Origin of the sequence: Priestia aryabhattai B8W22, assembly GCF_000956595.1 — a bacterium.
GTDB classification, from domain to species: Bacteria; Bacillota; Bacilli; order Bacillales; family Bacillaceae_H; genus Priestia; species Priestia aryabhattai.
Map to the genome: position 1 here is coordinate 1 of NZ_JYOO01000038.1, position 17049 is coordinate 17049.

Sequence of the window (17049 nt, forward strand, 5' to 3'; positions counted from 1 at the left end):
TTCTAATACTTTTTCTTGCTTATCAATTTCTTTTTTATCTTTTTCAATTTGATCTAAGTCATTTTGATGCTGCTTTAAAATATCATTATCTGCTGACAATAAAGTTGTGACCGCACCCATACGTGCAACAAAATCTCCAAAGTTATCAGCATTCATTAATGTATCAATAACAACGCTTGTTTTATCGTCCTGCTGTAAAGCAACTAATCGATTTTCAATAATATCTTTACGACTTAACACTTTTTCCTGAAGCAACACGATCTCTTTTTTCTTTTTCTCAATCATTTTGTTCGCTTCTGAAATCTGCTTTTCAGTCGATGCTAACTCTTTTTTATTGCTAGAGATTACTGTATGTAATGAATTTAATTGTGACTGTATGTTTTGAACATCTGAATTGATAGACTGTTTCTCTTTCTCTTTTTGTTGAACAGCCTTTTCTGTTTCTTTAATTTTATTTTCAGTAGTCTGGAGCGCTTCTTCATTCGATTGGGCGTGAGTCTCTGTAATGCCGGTCATGAAGAAAATTCCTGTGACTGCTGCAAGAGTCATACGCTTAAAAATTTTCATAAAGTAATAGTCCCCTTTCCTCATAGACATAGTTATACCATAAAAAACTAGCTGTTTATGTTACAATACAGTTAAAAGTTTCCCATAATCTGTATAACCAAGAATCTCTTTCTGGGAATTTACCACCAAAATCCCTTGATAGAGAGGTTTACTGTTTATTAAAAAAGATATATTTTTGTCACAAAGGGGGCAAAATTACTCTTTAAAAATCGAAATAAACGCTTATTATTACAGCTATATTACAAATTTTTCACAGAAAATTATGTGTTTTACCGTCTTTTTTCGGTGTTTTTTACTTTTTATTACATAAATTCCACCTACATAATTCCTACACTATTTATAAAGTTGTGACTTTTTCACTTCTTTTTTACACTTTATATATATAAAAAGACGCCCATAAATCAAATGAGCGTCTTTTTTCTTCACACGTATAAAGCCATTATTTTTCAGAGGTTACTAGTTTTAAAGGCACTGGAATTTGCTTATCTACTTTTTTGCCTTGAAGAACATTTTTAGCAGACTTTACGGCAAGTTTACCAATTAAAACAGGCTGCTGGGCTACAGTTGCTCCTAGTTTCCCTTCTTTTACTGCTTTAATTGCATCATCGTTTCCATCAAACCCTACTACTAACACATCTTTTCCTGAGCTGTTAATCGCTTGAATAGCTCCTAATGCCATTTCATCATTGTGAGCAAATACGGCTTTGATACCAGGGTTTCCTTGAAGAACATTCTCCATAACGTTTAAGCCTTTTGTACGGTCAAAATCAGCTGACTGTTTAGCCGTAATATCTAGCTTTTGATCTGCAACGTTATGGAACCCTTTTCCTCGTTCACGAGTTGCTGAAGCTCCCGGCACGCCTTCAAGTTCTGCTACCTGAGCTTTTCCCCCTACTTTTTTCACAATGTAATCAGCAGCCATTTGACCGCCTTTTACATTATCTGAAGCTACCAGTGTTTCCACTTTTCCTTTTTCTGCTGAACGATCTAGCGTAATAACTGGAATGCCTACATTGTTAGCCGATTGTACAGCTGTTGAAATAGCAGCTGAATCCGTTGGGTTAATAAGCAGAATGTTAACACCTTGCTGCATTAAATCTTCCACATCGTTAATTTGTTTTGCTGAATCATTTTGAGCATCTACTACAACTACTTCCATGCCCAGTTTTTTTGCTTCTTTTTGTACCCCTTCTTTTAGCGAAACAAAGAACGGATTATTTAATGTAGAAACGGATAAACCAATTTTAATATCTTTTAAATTTTTACTTTCAGATGGTTTCGCCCACTCAGGAGGCTGAAGTGAACAAGCCCCTAACAGTAATAATGAAAATGATAATAGCACGAGCCAAATTTTCTTCATGTTTTTCCCTCCTAAGCTGACTTTTTGCGATCAATTAATACCGCGATTAAAATAACAATTCCTTTTACAACCATTTGGTAAAATGACGAAACGCCGAGTAAGTTCAAACCGTTGTTTAACGTTCCGATAATCAGCGCACCAATTAACGTTCCAACAATGCGTCCACGTCCTCCAGAAAGGCTTGTTCCCCCCAGTACTACTGCAGCGATAGCATCTAACTCATAAGACGTACCTGCCGTTGGCTGAGCAGAGTTCAAGCGAGAAGTCAAAATCGCTCCTGATAGCGCTGCCAATAATCCTGCTAATGAGTAAATCATAACCTTAACTTTCGGAACTTTGATTCCTGAAATAAATGCTGCTTTTTCATTTCCACCGATTGCATATGTTCTACGGCCAAACGGTGTTTTATGCAAAATCACCCATAGGACAGCAAATGCTAGTACCATCGTAATCGCTGGAACAGGAATGCCTAGGAAATAGCCTCGGCCAAATAATTGGAAGTAATAGTTTTCACCTAAGCCCGTAATCGGATTTCCATCTGTATAAACAAGCGTTAACCCTCTAAAAATTGTCATCGTCGCTAGCGTCGCAATAAACGGCGCCATTTTTCCTTTTGTAATAAGTAAGCCATTAATCATACCCATTACAGCTCCTAACACACATCCTATTAAAATAGCCAAAATAGGATCTACACCTGACACAATCATACCTGCCATTAACGCACTTGATAGAGCAAGTATAGAGCCAACCGATAAATCAATTCCACCTGTTAAAATAACAAATGTCATACCGAATGCAATTAAAGCATTAATGGCCACTTGACGCAGCAAGTTTAAAATATTTAAAGGTTCTAAAAAGCTTGGATTTAAAATCGATACAATGACAATAAGAATAAATAGACCTAGTAACGGACCTAGCTTTTGCATCACGTTATCAACGCGATTTTCTTTTATCGCTGTGTTTGCTTTCATTTTACTGACCTCCTGTTGCAAATGTCATAATTTTTTCTTGAGTTGCTTCTTCACTTGTCAGTTCACCTGTTATTTTTCCTTCATGCACAACCAAAATGCGATCGCTCATGCCGAGTACTTCCGGAAGCTCTGAAGACACCATGATAATAGCCACGCCTCTGTCTGTCAGTTCATTCATAAGCTGATAAATTTCACGCTTTGCCCCGACGTCAACTCCTCGCGTCGGTTCATCTAAAATCAACACTTTTGGTCCAATGCCAATCCACTTGGCAATAACTACTTTTTGCTGATTTCCTCCCGATAAGTTACCTGCACTCGTCTCGGACGACTCGGTTTTAATCGTTAAACGTTTAATAAGCAAATCTACAAATTGCTGCTCGCTTTTTTGTTCAATAAAGCCTTTTGGCGAAAAGCTGAATAGACTTGGAAGCGCAATATTTTCTCGAATAGAAAAATCCAGAACGAGCCCTTCTGTTTTACGATCTTCTGTAATGAACCCGAGACCTAATTTAATGGCTTGGTCAGGCTTTGTGATACTAACCCGTTTGCCATTTAAGATAATTTCGCCTTTTTCTAACGGATCAAGCCCGAAGATAGCGCGCATAATTTCGGTTCTGCCAGCTCCCATTAGTCCCGCAACGCCGACAATTTCTCCTGATCGCACTGAAAAATGAACGTCTTGAAATACACCTTTTCTCTCCAAGCCTTTTGCTTCAAATACAACGTCTCCCTTAGGAGATGTCCTAGCAGGAAATCGATCCGTTAGCTCTCTTCCTACCATTTTGCGAACAACATCATCGAAGCTGGTTTCTGGAATCGGCTTTTTGTCTACCGTCTGTCCGTCACGCATGACCGTAATGGAATCACAAATAGCAAAAATCTCTTCCATACGATGTGAAATATAGACAATCGATACACCTTGTTTTCGCAGCGCATTAATTACGTCAAATAACTTTTGAATTTCTCTTTCAGTAAGCGCTGCGGTTGGCTCATCCATGATAATCACCTTTGCATTCGTCATCAGCGCTTTGGCTATCTCAATCATTTGCTGCTGTCCGACAGAACAAAGTCCCGCTTCTTGATCAAGCGGAATGGTCACAGCTAATTTTTCAAACTGTTTCTTTGCTAACGCTTTCATTTCTTTTGTTTTTAAAAAACCTAAAGGCGTTTTTAATTCTTTGCCGATAAACAAGTTCTCAAGCACCGTCATTTCAGGCCAAACGTTCAGCTCTTGATGAATAAAGGTAATTCCGTTTTGTTCTGCTTCTTTTGGATTTTGAAAATACGTCTCTTTGCCATCAATCAGAATCTGCCCTTCATCTTTTTTATGAAGGCCGGTTAAAATATTCATCAGCGTAGATTTCCCCGCTCCATTTTCCCCCATTAGTGCGTGAACTTCACCTTCATGTAATTCAAAATCCACGCCCCTTAGTACACGGTTTGCTCCAAAGGCTTTATGAATCCCTCTCATTGCAATATGCATGCTGTTCACCTCTTTTAAAAAATAACTCCCGCTTGTAAAATGCAGTTTGCATAAGGAGTTGCTTCTCCTGTACGAATCACAACTTTCGTTTTGCTTGTCAGCATTTTTAATTGTTCATGCGATACTTCTTCTACTAAGATGTTTTGCTTCTCCATCAGCTCGTAAGCCTTTTGATTTCTTTCTTTCATTTCAGAAGCAATCACTATTTTTTCTGTAGCCATATCTTCTAGCACAGCTATTACTACATCTTCAAAGCTAGGCACTCCTAGCTTTAAAGATAAATCAATTTTAGGCACGTCACTAGGAACAGGTAACCCTGCATCTGCAATGACAATAGTGTCTGTATGACCTAGATCTGTTAGTATTTTCGTAATATGACTGTTAATCATTCCGTGGCGTTTCATTTACAGACTCTCCTCCACTTCTTTTCGAGTAGGCATACCGCCTTGCGCACCAAATTTAGTGACGGATAGCGAAGCTGCGCGATTAGCAAACTGAATTCCTTTTTCAAAGCCCATTCCTTCGGCAAGTGCCACAGCAAGCGCTGCGTTAAATGTATCTCCTGCTCCTGTTGTATCAATCGTTTCTACTTGATAAGAAGGAACCAACACTTCTTTCTCGCCGTTAAAATAGCGTACACCTTGTTTTCCTTCTGTAATAAACAATTTATTTGGATACTGTTTTAATACTTCTTCTTTTTCTTTTCCTTCAAATAAAAGCTCTGCTTCATGTTCATTTGGAGTGATGTAAGAAACTTGTTCAATCACTTCTGCTTTTAATGGTCTTGCAGGCGCTGGATTTAATAAAAGCGGTACTTTAAGTTCCTGACAAAGCTGAGCAACATATTCAACCGTTTCTTCTGGAATTTCTTGCTGAATAAGTACGATATCAGCTTCTTTAATTTTTTCTTTTGCTTTTTCTACGTAGTCTGGAGTAATATAATCGTTTGCTCCTTTGACAACTACAATGCTGTTATCTCCTTCAGCGAGTATAATGTGAGCTGTTCCGCTGTCTGAATCTGTAACCGGTTTCACATTTTCCACGGATACACCGTTTGATTTGAAATTCTCCAGGATTGCTTTTCCATAATGATCCTCGCCCACACATCCAATCATACTCACATTCGCTCCAAGACGGGCTGCTGCAACAGCTTGATTCGCTCCTTTTCCTCCCGGAACGGTTTTAAATGATTCTCCTAACACTGTTTCTCCAGCTCCAGGACGAATATTTGATGTTACTACTAAATCCATTGATGAACTTCCAATCACAGTTACTTTAGCCATGTTCCTCAACCTTTCGTGTCGTATTTCGTTCAATAAACGTAACGGGTAGTTGTACTTGCTTTTGAATTAAAGGTTCTTTCTTAATGCATTTCATTAACAGACCTGCTGCTTGCTTGCCCATTTCATAAGCAGGCTGACGAATTGTAGACAGCGCTGGAAACGAAAAGCGGCTTTGCGGAATATCATCAAAACCAATCACTTGAAGATCATCAGGCACGCTTTTTTCTAATCGAAACGCCTCGTGTAAAACAGCTGTGGCTACAATGTCGTTACTTGCAATGATTCCGTCTGTTTCAGGATACTTTTGAAAGATTTCCTTTGCCCATTTCTGCGCATCGTCAAACGCTAGAGAATTTGTATTTAATACGTAAAAGTCTGCATCAGACTGACTCAAAACAGACAGAGAGCCTTGAAAACGTTCCTGAGCAGGCTTTACATTTACTGGACCTTTGATAAGGGTAATTCTTTTACTTCCTCTTTTGATTATTTCTTCTGCAGCAAGTTTCCCACCTTCAAAACCATCAGCATAAACAGATGGATACTGATCAGAACTTCTATCTAAAAACACGACGGGAAATGTAAGACCTTCATACAGTTTCTGAGCTAGACTTGTTGTTGCCGTAATCATTCCTACTACATGATTTTGCGTAAACGTTTGGAGATAGGTTAATTCTTTCTCTAACTGCTCATCACTATTGCCAAGAATTAAACGAAATCCATGGCTATGTACTTCATCTTCTATTCCACGTGCAAGCTGAGGGAAAAAAGGGTTTGTAATGTCGGGCAGCAAGAGACCAATCAAACGTGATTCACGTGTATAAAGCGAACGGGCTACTTCGTTAGGGCTGTAGTTTAATTTTTGAATTGTATTCATTACTCGCACACGCGTGTCTTCTTTTACATACCCTGTACTATTTAAAACGCGCGAAACGGTCGCAACGGACACACCTGCTTCTTTTGCTACATCACGAATCGTTACCACTTTATTTCCCTCCTTTCATATATGTAACCGTTTACACAAATAATATCATGGAAAAGTGAAGTTGACAATCTTTTTAACAAAAAAAATCACTTCATTAAGAAGTGATTTTTCTTTCATTAGATATTAGCGTCTAGTTTCTTAAATAATTTCAAAAATTGCTCTTGATCTTTCGGCTCATAGCAAGAAAAGAAATGAGCAATCATCTTTTGCACAATTTCATTTGCTTCTTCAATCACTTGTTCACCTTTAGCAGTTAACTCAATGTTTACCTTACGGCGATCCTCTTTAGAGTGATAGCGTGAAACTAACTCTAAATCTATTAAACGAGTAATAACAGGAGTAATCGCACTAGGCTTGACGCGCATCTCTTCTGCCAGCTTAGTTACCCCAATGTGACTGCATTTACCGATAATTAATAAGATATGATATTGAAAAGGTGTAATCCCTTGTGAAAGTAACCTTTCTTTTATCTCTGTCATTACCTTTTTGTTAAGGGATATCGAAATTCTCTGGACCTCTTCAATAAATGTGAGCTGTTCCATGTTTTGACGTCCCCTTTCTTATAATCAGGGAGTCGATGTTAACATGTCAGCCCCCTGCTGCACTCCAAGCGAAACCTAACCTGGGGAGAGCGGCTGGTTTCGCAGAATGCTTATAACCTATTTTCTATCTCTTTTATTCCGTACTATTATAATAGAAGAAACTCATTCATTATCGTTTTTCTTAAACGATCTTAAAGCCTTACGAAAAGCGTCATCATTCATAACATCACGTTCTTCTTTTGTAAAAACCGTGTCGTCTTTTTCGCCTTCTCTAAACTTTTGCAGCACTTGACGATACATATCATCGTTCATGACATCTTTTTCTCTCTTATGTCTAGATGTTCTTGTTTCCATCTTCGTCTGCGGCTCTTTTGGTTCTTCTTTTGGTGCTGCAGGTTTTTCTTCTGCTTACTTTTTTCTCTGCTACTTTTGGCTCTTTAGGAGCATTTGAAGCAGCCGCTTCTTTTTTAGGTGGAACTGTACGCTGGCGCTTAGAAGATGATGCTTTGGCATTCATAGTAATAATTAGTACAACCAGAATCACAGCTACAACGATCAGTAAAATACCTAACATACCGTCACCTACTGTCCTTGTGTCATTCGTTTAGTCACTTGAACAACACGTTCTCCTAATGCTTTACCCAGCGCTTGGTCGTTCTCTGTTAATAATTCGTCACCTTCGATTGGACAAGTAATTCCAACACCGTAATAAGTACCGTAAAGCGCATTTTCTGGGATGTTACCTGGTAATCCAGCAATAATCATACCTTGATGAAGCATAGGTGTAATTAAATTTAAAAGCGTCGCTTCTAAGCCACCGTGCGTTGTAGCTGTTGTACAGAACACCGCACCTACTTTATTAATTAATTTACCTTCTGCCCATAGATAACCTAATTTATCGATCCACGTTTTTAACCCTGAACTAATTGTTCCAAAATGCCCTGGGCAGCCCCAAATAATAGCATCCATTTCAGGCAGTTCACGTACATCTGCATCTTCGACATGCTTTACATATACGGTTGCTTCTCCAGACAGCTCGGCCCCAGAAGCAATCGCTTTTGCTAATGCCTCTGTATGTCCGCCTTCACTATCATATACGATACAAATTTTCATCCTTTATCCCTCCGTTGCTTATGAGTTCATATCTTTTGGTGCCGGTAACATACGAATATCGTCTGTTGTTTCTTTTTCTGTCTCTTCTACTTCTACTACTACATCTTTACGAACATCACGTAGGAAGAAACTTAAAACCAATCCAATAATGGCGATAATAACTGTCCAATAAAACGCGTCGTTAATTCCTTGTACAGTTGCTTGCGCTTGAACTTTTCCAGCTAATGTTGTTAAAGCTTGTTTTTGCGCTTCTGTTTGAGAAAGGTGAAGCGTTTGAGCAATCTTTTGAACAAATACCTGGAAGTTATTCATAAAGAATGGATCGGATGTAGTCATTGAACTGCTCATTTCATTCACATGATATGTTGTGCGATTTGTAAAGATTGTAGTCATTAAACTGATACCGATTGAACCACTCACCTGACGAAGCGTGTTCGCCATTGATGTACCATGACTGCTTAATTTTGCCGGCAGCTGATTTAAACCAGCCGTCATAATTGGCATCATCAATAATGACATACCGAATGCACGGATCATATAAATAATAACAATATGACTAAACGGTGTTTCAAGCGTTAATTTTGTAAATTCAAATGTTGTCACAACTGTAATCAGCATCCCAACAATCCCTAGTGGACGCGGTCCTAATTTATCAAACAGCGTACCAGAAATTGGTGACATAACTAACATAACAAGTGCACCAGGCAAGATTAATAAACCTGAATCAAATGCTGAATAGCCACGAATATTTTGCAAGTAAATTGGCAACAAGAACATACCAGCATACATGCTAATTGTGATGGCAATACTAATGATATTAGATAATGAGAAAATACTGTATTTAAACACTCTCACATCAAGTAACGGACTCTTAAGTCGAAGCTGCTGCACGACAAAGATGATTAATAAGACAATACCGCCAATCATCGTTGACAATACAACTGAATCCGTCCAGCCATCGTTTCCAGCTTCACTGAAGCCGTATAGAAGTAAAGCCATACCTGCAAGGGATGTAAACACAGAAATTAGATCTACTTTTACATTTTGAGGTGGTTTAATATCTTTTAATTTAAAAGCTGCAATAATAAGTACGAGTGCACCTAGTGGCACCATTCCCGTAAATAAAATGTGCCAGTCATAGTTTTGAATAACCCATCCTGAAAGCGTCGGTCCAATTGCCGGAGCGAACATCATGGCTAAACCAAAGATACCCATTCCTTTCCCGCGCATATGAGGAGGGAAAATAAATACGATAATGGTCATAACTAGAGGTGCTAGCACTCCGCCTCCGACTGCTTGAACCAGACGTCCGATTAGCATAATCGAGAAAGTAGGCGCAATTCCGCAGATAAGTGCACCTATTGTAAAGCAGGCCATTGCAAATAAGAATAAGCGACGAACTCCAAAACGTTCAATTAAATAGGCTGATAATGGAATAAGTGCACCATTTACAAGCATATATCCTGTAAGCAACCACTGTGCGGTATTAGCCGTGACGCCAAACTCTGTAATCAGATGCGGAATCGCAACATTTAGCAGCGTTTGGTTTAAAATTGCTAAGAACAATCCAAGCATAAGTACGACTAGCAGCGGGATATGCTTTTTAACTGAGCTTTCCTCTGGTTGTATCGTGTTTGCTGACATCAGTTCCTTCCTCCTTTCTTCTCTTCTTAATCATGTACGTTCTTAGTTTTTAGAGATTTTAACTTCTGCGTTCATACCTGGTAGTACGTTTTCAGAGTAGTTAGAAATAGAGATTTTAACAGGAACTGTTTGTGATACTTTAGTATAGTTGCCGTCTGAATTAGAGCTTGGCATTAATGAGAAAATTGAGTTTGTTGCATAACCGATTTCTTCTACTTTTCCATCGATTGTTGTTTTAGTATCTCCGTCAACTGTTACATCAACGTCATCGCCAGCTTCAATATCTTTTAATTTGTCTTCTTTAATGTTTGCAATGATGAATAAGTTATTCATATCTACTTCGCTAGCAATTTGTTGACCAGCTTGAACCATTTGATTTTCTTTCACCTGTGTTTTGATGATTTTACCATCCTCTGGTACTGTAACTGTTTTTTCCCCATCTTCTGATTGGATTTTAGCTACCTCATCGTCTTTTGAAACATCTTTACCTTCTTCAATGTTCCAGCTTGCTACTTTACCTGCCGCTGGCGCTACTACTGTATAAAGGTCTCCGGACACTTTTGCATTGTCTGTGGATACATAATTAGATTTTTGAATATAATAGTATCCCCCACCAATAATTAAAGCTAATACTACAATAATTCCGATAAAGTTCATTAAAATTAAACGCCCTCTTGACATTTATTTTACCTCCTTAATATTTCATTCAGTTAAGTATTACGCTAGATAACTTTATCATAAAGATATTTAGTTGTAAATAACTTTGATTTTAATTTATTTTTAAAACTAAACATTTATGTTTCATAAAGTTTTCCCGACTGAATACTTTACTACATCTTTAACTGAAATACAACTTAAAAGTTTTGGTTTCTTTACAAGTACTTTACTTTACTTTAAAGTTAGATATATAAGCATAGGGTTATACACAAAAACAGCTCCTTTTTTTGGAACAAACTCCCTATATACATAAACCACAATAGGTAACTAGCAGCAATTGTTTAACACCTATAATGATAAAGAAAAGGTGATTATGATGGATCAGCAGTTAATAGATAAACTAGAAAAACTCGACCAAGTTAAAACCTCATTATTTGAACTCAAACGAAAGCTCTTGGAAGATAAAATCAGTGAGCAGCCCTATAATTTGACCATTACGAAATTTTTAATTCTAAAATTTATTGGAATCAGCTCTAAACGTATGGTAGCCGAAATTTCTTCAAACCTAAAGCTAACCTCTGGGGCTACTACCATTTTATTAAATCAATTAGAAGATGATGCACTCATTAAGCGCGTACGTGACCAAAAAGACCGCCGAATTGTATGGATATCCTTAACAGAGGCTGGCGAAACATTAGTGAACTATGTAATTGAGCAGCGAAATTTATTTTGGCAAGACATGCTTTTTGCTCTAACTCCTGAAGAACAGGATGAGTATCTCCGCATGCTTGAAAAAATGGAAAAACGAATTAGACAAACGGTAGATCGTTAATGATAAAAAGAGGCTGGGACATAACGAGATGAATTCAATCTAAAGACGAACCGTGAATCAAACATGTTGATTCACGGTTCGTTTTTCACTTGGACTCAAATACTTTTGTTCCAGCCTCTTTTTGTGACATGCTACCATTGAAGGGTTTAGAAACCTTTGTGTTTGCTGCCTTTAAAATTCAGGATTATTTTTCAAAAATCCCTTCCAAGCCTGTGCTGTAGCTTTCTCAATTTCTCCTTTGGAAGCATGAAGCCTCTTAGCGCTATCTCCATGGCCAATTTCGATTTCACCTTTTTTCAATTCTTCAAATATTGAATCAGCAAAGTCCTCAAGCGGCGCTCCAAATGTATGAAGTCCCGGTCCTCCTAAATCCGTGTTCACGGCTGGAGGAAGAATTTCTATCACTTCGGTATTTGTTTCCTCTACTTGATGTCTTAAACTAATCGTAAATGACCTTAACGCCGCTTTTGTTGCGCTGTAGATTGGCACCCATGCTCCAGGTGTTAAAGACAGTCCCGACGTTACGTTAATAACCGCAGCCCGTTCTTGTTGAACAAAATGAGGAATCAGTAGCGAAGTTAAATGAATAGGAGCACTTACATTACTCATTAGTTCTTTTTCGTAATACTTCCACTCTTCGTGCATGTGTAAAAGATTTACGCGCTGCTGAATGCCTGCATTATTTACAATAACATTTAATTTTGGGAACGTTTCAGTCGTCCATTTTACTAGCTCTACTCTACTTTCTTCTATTGATACGTCGCACACTTTTGTATGTAACGAAGGGAATCTTTCTTTTGCTTCTTGCAGCTTTGATTCCCTTCTTCCACAAATAATGACTTCGTTTCCTTCATTTAAAAAACGTTCTGCAAGCGCCAACCCAATTCCAGACGCTCCGCCCGTAATTAAAATAGTGTTTCCTGACATTTTCATTACTTTTCCTCCTCGTTCAGCCATCATATTTCCTTTTTAATAAACAAAGCGCTACTGCATGAATGACAATAGCGCTTTGTTTATTATTTATCTTACAAGACGTTTTAGTCTTGATTTAAAATTAAAAGTCAAAGTTATCCGGATCTGGACCTACGCGGTGATTTTGATTTAATGCGTTAATTTTTTCAACTTCTTCTGCATTTAATTCAAAATCAAATACGTCTGCATTTTGGACAATACGATGTTCTTTTGTTGACTTAGGAATCGTTACTACTTCGTTTTGTAAGTCCCAACGTAAGATAACTTGAGCAGTTGATTTTCCGTGTTTTTCGGCAATTTGAGTTAGCACTTCGTTATCAAGCAGCTCACCTTGTGCAAGCGGTGACCATGCTTCCACTTGGATTCCTTGTTTTTTGCAGTATTCACGCACTTCTGTTTGTGTTAAAAGTGGATGAAATTCGATTTGGTTTACCATCGGCTTAACTTCTGCATCTGCAATTAAGTCTTCTAGATGATGAACTTGGAAATTCGATACGCCGATTGCACGAATTTTCCCGTCTTTATAAAGCTTTTCAAGTGCTTTCCACGTATCTTTATACTTACCTTCAACCGGCCAGTGAATTAAGTATAAATCTAAATATTCAAGACCTAGCTTGTTTAAGCTTGTTTCAAACGCTTGAAGAGTTGTGTCATATCCTTGATCTGCATTCCACACTTTTGATGTAACAAATAGTTCTTCGCGAGAAACACCTGATTCTTTAATTGCTTGTCCAACGCCTTCTTCATTTTCATAAATTTTAGCCGTATCAATGCTTTTATATCCAGCTTTGATTGCATATTTAACTGAGTCTACAACTTCTTGACCATCTTCTACTTTATAAACACCTAAACCTAACCAAGGCATTTTAACGCCATTTGCTAAGGTCGTCGTTGACTGCAAGTTTTCCATGTTGCTGTTCATCCCCTTTTTTTACTGTTGAATTATTCGTAAAGAGTAATTGCTTGTGAAATTTGTTCTGCGCACTGTTTAACAAGTGCAGCATGTTCTTCGTCTTTCTCTTGTGAAATACGAACGGATGGACCTGATAAAGCAATAGCTGCCATTATTTTTCCTTTTCTGAAAATAGGGGCTGCAATACAGCGAACGCCAGGCTCCCGTTCTTCATCATCGACAGCATATCCTCTTTCCTTACTTAAAGCCAAATCAGCTTCAAGCTCGTCCAGCTCGGTAATCGTTCGATCTGTATAAGCTTCAAGCGAAAGTTCGTGAAGAATAGATTTTTGCACGCTGTCCTCTTGATAAGCAAGAATACACTTCCCAATAGCATTTGCATGAAGCGGCTTTTTATTTCCTACTTCGGAATGCGTACGAGTGCTATATTGCCCGTTCACCACCTGAGTTGTAACCATTTGTTTATGATGGAGAATTCCCGCGTAAATGGTCTCATTGGTCTCTTCACTCAGCTTCTGCATAGCAGGAACAGAGAGCCAATTCATTTCATAATTCGTATGCATCGTATTTTGCACGAGTGCCAGCACCAGTTGCGGTGAAACCGTATAGCGGTTAGACGGGTTTCTTACAATAAATCCGTTTTGTTCAAGCGTGCTTACGAGACGATACATCGTACTCTTATTAAAACCGAGCGCTTCCATCATTTCTGGAATAGTCATATTCGGACGGTTTAAAAGCAAAGAGAAGATATCTAATCCTTTTTTTAAAGTTCCAACCTCGGACATGCCCTTCTTCCTCCTTTTATCCGAACAACAATTTTATTATAAAACAAAGCTCTTTATCGTATCAAATAAGGAAACTAAACCAAGTTATTTTCCCTATATGAGAGAATATATAACGTAATTGTTCTTCTTAATCTATTCCACTGTTTTTTCTATTTAAACATAAAAAAAGCCTTAACAATAGAATTTTTTTACAGTTTTTTAAATTAGCTTTGCTTTTCACTCGTTAACTTCTTCAAATCGCTTCAGCTGCTCCAGCTGATTTTCCTTTTTCATAATTTCTTTCTGGCGCTCGCCTAGTAAATCGAAATGAGGATAGCCGGATCGATTATCAATATACTTAGCGGGAATACCATACTTTTCTCCCCACTTAATCAGCTTATTTAAGTCACTGCAACCTACTTTTGTTACGGTAGTTGCATTTGGAAAACGCTCATCAAGCCAGTAATGAGTTAAAAATGCGATCTCTCCTCGCTTAACAGCTGCTTTCCATGCGTTTAGTTCCGGGCGCTTGATTCCAAATGCCATTATTTCACCTTTTCTCTTTTATATAAGTAGTCACATTATTTGTTTACTATAAAGAAAAAATATCATTCATATAGAAATCTTTCATAATATCTTGCCTATTTATAACCATCTCTAAATAATAGCGTACTTTCTCAACCCGTTTCCTGTCTAACATTATTGTGTGCTTATGATTTTATCATCATCTTCTTTTGCTTTTCAAAAGATCAAACAAAAAAATAACGTTTAAATAATGAAGAAAAGCCTTATATGTAAAAGAAACCAAGGATTAATTTCAACATTTCTGTTGCGAATGATTTTTCCTTTATATTGAATGTTGTTCGTTTTTTATTATGGCAGTATGCATTTAGTTTGAATCTTTAGTATATTAAAAAACTTCCAAAGTTACCATTCTCACAAAAAGACAGAATTTACTTTTTATTCCGAAAATAATATAATTCAAGTGATATGAAGCTTTTTGCTTCATCTATTTATTATCAAAGGGGGAATTCCGCTTGGCGATGAATGAAAATTCTTTAAAGAAGGTTAACAATGCTTCTTCCTCTCCTGATTACACAGAAATTGTACAGTCTGCTTCATTTCAAAAGCTTTTGAAACAAAAACGCAATTTTATTCTACCGCTCTCTCTGTTTTTTCTTGCTTTTTATTTTACCTTGCCTATCTTAACGGCTTACACAACCGTCTTAAACAAACCGGCTTTTGCTTCTATGACTTGGGCGTGGGTATTTGCTTTTGCACAGTTTGTGATGACCTGGGCCCTCTGCATTTTATACACAAAAAGAGCCTCGAAATTTGATGAACTTGTTGACACAATAAAAAAAGAAGCTGCAAATTGAATAGGGGGTTAAATGAATGAACGTACTAGCTTTTTCACTTTTTTTAGCCATTGTAGGTCTTACGCTAATTATTACGTATGCGGCATCCAAGCGGACAAAAACGACCAGTGACTTTTATACAGCAGATGGAAGTTTAACCGGCTGGCAAAACGGTATGGCGATTGCCGGAGATTATATGTCTGCTGCATCATTTTTAGGCATAGCTGGAATGGTAGCGCTTTCTGGATTTGACGGTTTTTTTTACTAGCATCGGTTTTTTAGTTGCCTACCTCGTTGTGTTATACATTGTAGCTGAACCGCTTCGCAACTTAGGAAAGTACACGATGGCAGATATGATAGCGGCTCGTTTTAACGAAAAGAAAGTGCGTGGAGTTGCTGCGTTAAACACAATCACCATTTCCATTTTTTATATGATTGCGCAGCTTGTTGGAGCAGGAGCATTAATTCATTTATTGCTTGGTCTAGATTACGTGTACTCTGTCTTAATTGTCGGCGTCTTGATGACGGTTTACGTTGTATTTGGAGGGATGACAGCGACCAGCTGGGTGCAAATTGTCAAAGCCTTGCTTCTGATGATTGGTACGTTCATTATTTCCATTATCGTATTTTCAAAATTTGATTTTAGCTTAGCTAAAATGTTTTCTGAGATGAAAACCGCAACTCCTCTTGGTGACGGCTTTTTAAATCCAGGAAATAAATTCAAAAATCCGCTGGACATGATTTCGTTGAATTTAGCTCTTGTTCTTGGTACAGCAGGCCTGCCTCATATCCTTATTCGTTTCTTTACAGTAAAAGATGCCATCACCGCACGAAAGTCTGTTATTTATGCAACGTGGATCATTGGCGTTTTTTACATTATGACAATCTTTTTAGGGTTCGGCGCTGCTGCATTCGTAGGGTACGATGATATTATCAAAGCAAACGCAGCAGGAAACATGGCAGCTCCCCTTCTCGCTCAAGTTCTTGGCGGAGACTTTCTCTTTGCGTTTGTCTCAGCTGTAGCTTTTGCTACGATTTTAGCTGTTGTAGCTGGGCTGGTGCTCTCAGCAGCTTCAGCATTCGCGCATGACTTCTATAGTCATATTCTCCGTAAAGGAGCTGCAACTGAAAAAGAACAGGTAGTAGCTGCACGATGGGCTTCTATTGGGGTATCCATTCTATCTATTATTCTTGCATTATTTGCTCAAAACATGAACGTAGCATTTTTAGTTGCACTTGCCTTTGCAGTAGCAGCGAGCGCTAACTTGCCAATTATTCTACTTACTATTTTTTGGAAACGTTTCAATACAGCAGGAGCAGTCACTGGCATGCTGGTTGGCCTATTCAGCTCACTGTTTTTAGTTGCCATTAGTCCAAACGTGTGGGCACCTGAGCCTGGAGCTGCTATCTTTGTAGGTGAACCGCTCATCACGCTCACAAACCCTGGTATTATCTCTATTCCTCTAGGCTTCTTAGCTGCTTTTATAGGAACACTTCTTTCGTCTAAAAAAGCCGACGAAAAGAAATTTGATGAGATTTTAGTAAAAGCAAATACAGGTATGGGAATCGAAGAGCCTGTCAAACATTAATGCCAAAAAGCCTTGAAGC

19 protein-coding genes and 1 pseudogene are annotated in these 17049 nt (G+C 38.1%); 3 read left to right on the forward strand and 17 right to left on the reverse strand.

Features of this window, described 5'->3' with window-relative positions:
• The 13 genes from N178_RS22055 to N178_RS22110 all read right to left on the reverse strand — a co-directional run.
• Positions 1–567: coiled-coil domain-containing protein (locus tag N178_RS22055; RefSeq protein ID WP_045294912.1), on the reverse strand; the 567-nt coding region annotated here is incomplete at its 3' end.
• 439 nt (positions 568–1006) lie between these two features.
• Positions 1007–1927: a ribose ABC transporter substrate-binding protein RbsB gene (gene rbsB / locus N178_RS22060; protein WP_045294913.1), complete on the reverse strand. Its 921-nt coding sequence runs from the start codon at positions 1925–1927 to the stop codon at positions 1007–1009.
• An 11-nt stretch (positions 1928–1938) separates the two neighbouring features.
• Positions 1939–2898, reverse strand: coding sequence for a ribose ABC transporter permease RbsC (gene rbsC, locus N178_RS22065; RefSeq protein WP_025749709.1), 960 nt, complete (start codon positions 2896–2898; stop codon positions 1939–1941).
• A 1-nt stretch (position 2899) separates the two neighbouring features.
• On the reverse strand, positions 2900–4381 hold the full coding sequence (locus tag N178_RS22070) for a sugar ABC transporter ATP-binding protein (protein ID WP_045294914.1): 1482 nt from the start codon (positions 4379–4381) through the stop codon (positions 2900–2902).
• 14 nt (positions 4382–4395) lie between these two features.
• Entirely contained in the window at positions 4396–4785 is a 390-nt protein-coding gene (rbsD, locus tag N178_RS22075) for a D-ribose pyranase (protein ID WP_045294915.1), read from the reverse strand.
• Positions 4786–5664 carry a ribokinase gene (gene rbsK / locus N178_RS22080; protein WP_045294917.1) on the reverse strand — a complete coding sequence of 293 codons (879 nt, stop codon included), beginning with the start codon at positions 5662–5664 and terminating at the stop codon, positions 4786–4788.
• Positions 5657–6646 carry a LacI family DNA-binding transcriptional regulator gene (locus N178_RS22085; protein WP_013081939.1) on the reverse strand — a complete coding sequence of 330 codons (990 nt, stop codon included), beginning with the start codon at positions 6644–6646 and terminating at the stop codon, positions 5657–5659. Before N178_RS22085 ends, rbsK begins: the two co-directional genes overlap by 8 nt.
• Positions 6647–6762: 116 nt before the next feature.
• Positions 6763–7188, reverse strand: a complete 426-nt coding sequence (locus N178_RS22090) for a MarR family winged helix-turn-helix transcriptional regulator (RefSeq protein ID WP_028412182.1) — start codon at positions 7186–7188, stop codon at positions 6763–6765.
• Between the two features lie 162 nt (positions 7189–7350).
• Positions 7351–7542, reverse strand: coding sequence for a hypothetical protein (locus tag N178_RS27680; protein ID WP_237758580.1), 192 nt, complete (start codon positions 7540–7542; stop codon positions 7351–7353).
• On the reverse strand, positions 7523–7762 hold the full coding sequence (locus N178_RS27685; protein WP_237758582.1) for a hypothetical protein: 240 nt from the start codon (positions 7760–7762) through the stop codon (positions 7523–7525). Before N178_RS27685 ends, N178_RS27680 begins: the two co-directional genes overlap by 20 nt.
• 8 nt (positions 7763–7770) lie before the next feature.
• On the reverse strand, positions 7771–8301 hold the full coding sequence (locus tag N178_RS22100) for an NAD(P)H-dependent oxidoreductase (protein ID WP_013055626.1): 531 nt from the start codon (positions 8299–8301) through the stop codon (positions 7771–7773).
• 18 nt (positions 8302–8319) lie between these two features.
• Complete coding sequence (locus N178_RS22105) at positions 8320–9945, reverse strand: DHA2 family efflux MFS transporter permease subunit (protein ID WP_045294920.1); 1626 nt, start codon at positions 9943–9945, stop codon at positions 8320–8322.
• A gap of 42 nt (positions 9946–9987) precedes the next feature.
• Complete coding sequence (locus tag N178_RS22110; RefSeq protein WP_028412179.1) at positions 9988–10626, reverse strand: biotin/lipoyl-containing protein; 639 nt, start codon at positions 10624–10626, stop codon at positions 9988–9990.
• Positions 10627–10978: 352 nt separating this feature from the next.
• Between N178_RS22110 and N178_RS22115 the strand changes: the two genes are divergently transcribed.
• Positions 10979–11434, forward strand: a complete 456-nt coding sequence (locus tag N178_RS22115; protein ID WP_025749716.1) for a MarR family winged helix-turn-helix transcriptional regulator — start codon at positions 10979–10981, stop codon at positions 11432–11434.
• A gap of 171 nt (positions 11435–11605) precedes the next feature.
• Here N178_RS22115 and N178_RS22120 read toward each other — a convergent pair whose 3' ends face one another.
• The 4 genes from N178_RS22120 to N178_RS22135 all read right to left on the reverse strand — a co-directional run bounded on the left by N178_RS22120 (position 11606) and on the right by N178_RS22135 (position 14629).
• Positions 11606–12367 carry an SDR family oxidoreductase gene (locus tag N178_RS22120; RefSeq protein ID WP_045294922.1) on the reverse strand — a complete coding sequence of 254 codons (762 nt, stop codon included), beginning with the start codon at positions 12365–12367 and terminating at the stop codon, positions 11606–11608.
• A 121-nt stretch (positions 12368–12488) separates the two neighbouring features.
• Positions 12489–13316 carry an aldo/keto reductase gene (locus N178_RS22125; RefSeq protein WP_045294923.1) on the reverse strand — a complete coding sequence of 276 codons (828 nt, stop codon included), beginning with the start codon at positions 13314–13316 and terminating at the stop codon, positions 12489–12491.
• Positions 13317–13348: 32 nt separating this feature from the next.
• A complete protein-coding gene (locus N178_RS22130; RefSeq protein ID WP_045294925.1) occupies positions 13349–14104 on the reverse strand; it encodes an IclR family transcriptional regulator in 756 nt (251 codons plus the stop codon).
• 216 nt (positions 14105–14320) lie between these two features.
• Positions 14321–14629, reverse strand: a complete 309-nt coding sequence (locus N178_RS22135) for a hypothetical protein (protein WP_045294927.1) — start codon at positions 14627–14629, stop codon at positions 14321–14323.
• 497 nt (positions 14630–15126) lie between these two features.
• On the opposite strand from N178_RS22135, the gene N178_RS22140 reads away from it, so the two are divergent.
• Positions 15127–15462 (forward strand): DUF485 domain-containing protein, encoded by a 336-nt coding sequence (locus N178_RS22140; protein WP_033579473.1) that lies wholly within the window; start codon positions 15127–15129, stop codon positions 15460–15462.
• Between the two features lie 16 nt (positions 15463–15478).
• Positions 15479–17030: pseudogene (locus N178_RS22145) on the forward strand (solute symporter family protein).
• Positions 17031–17049: the final 19 nt, after the last annotated feature.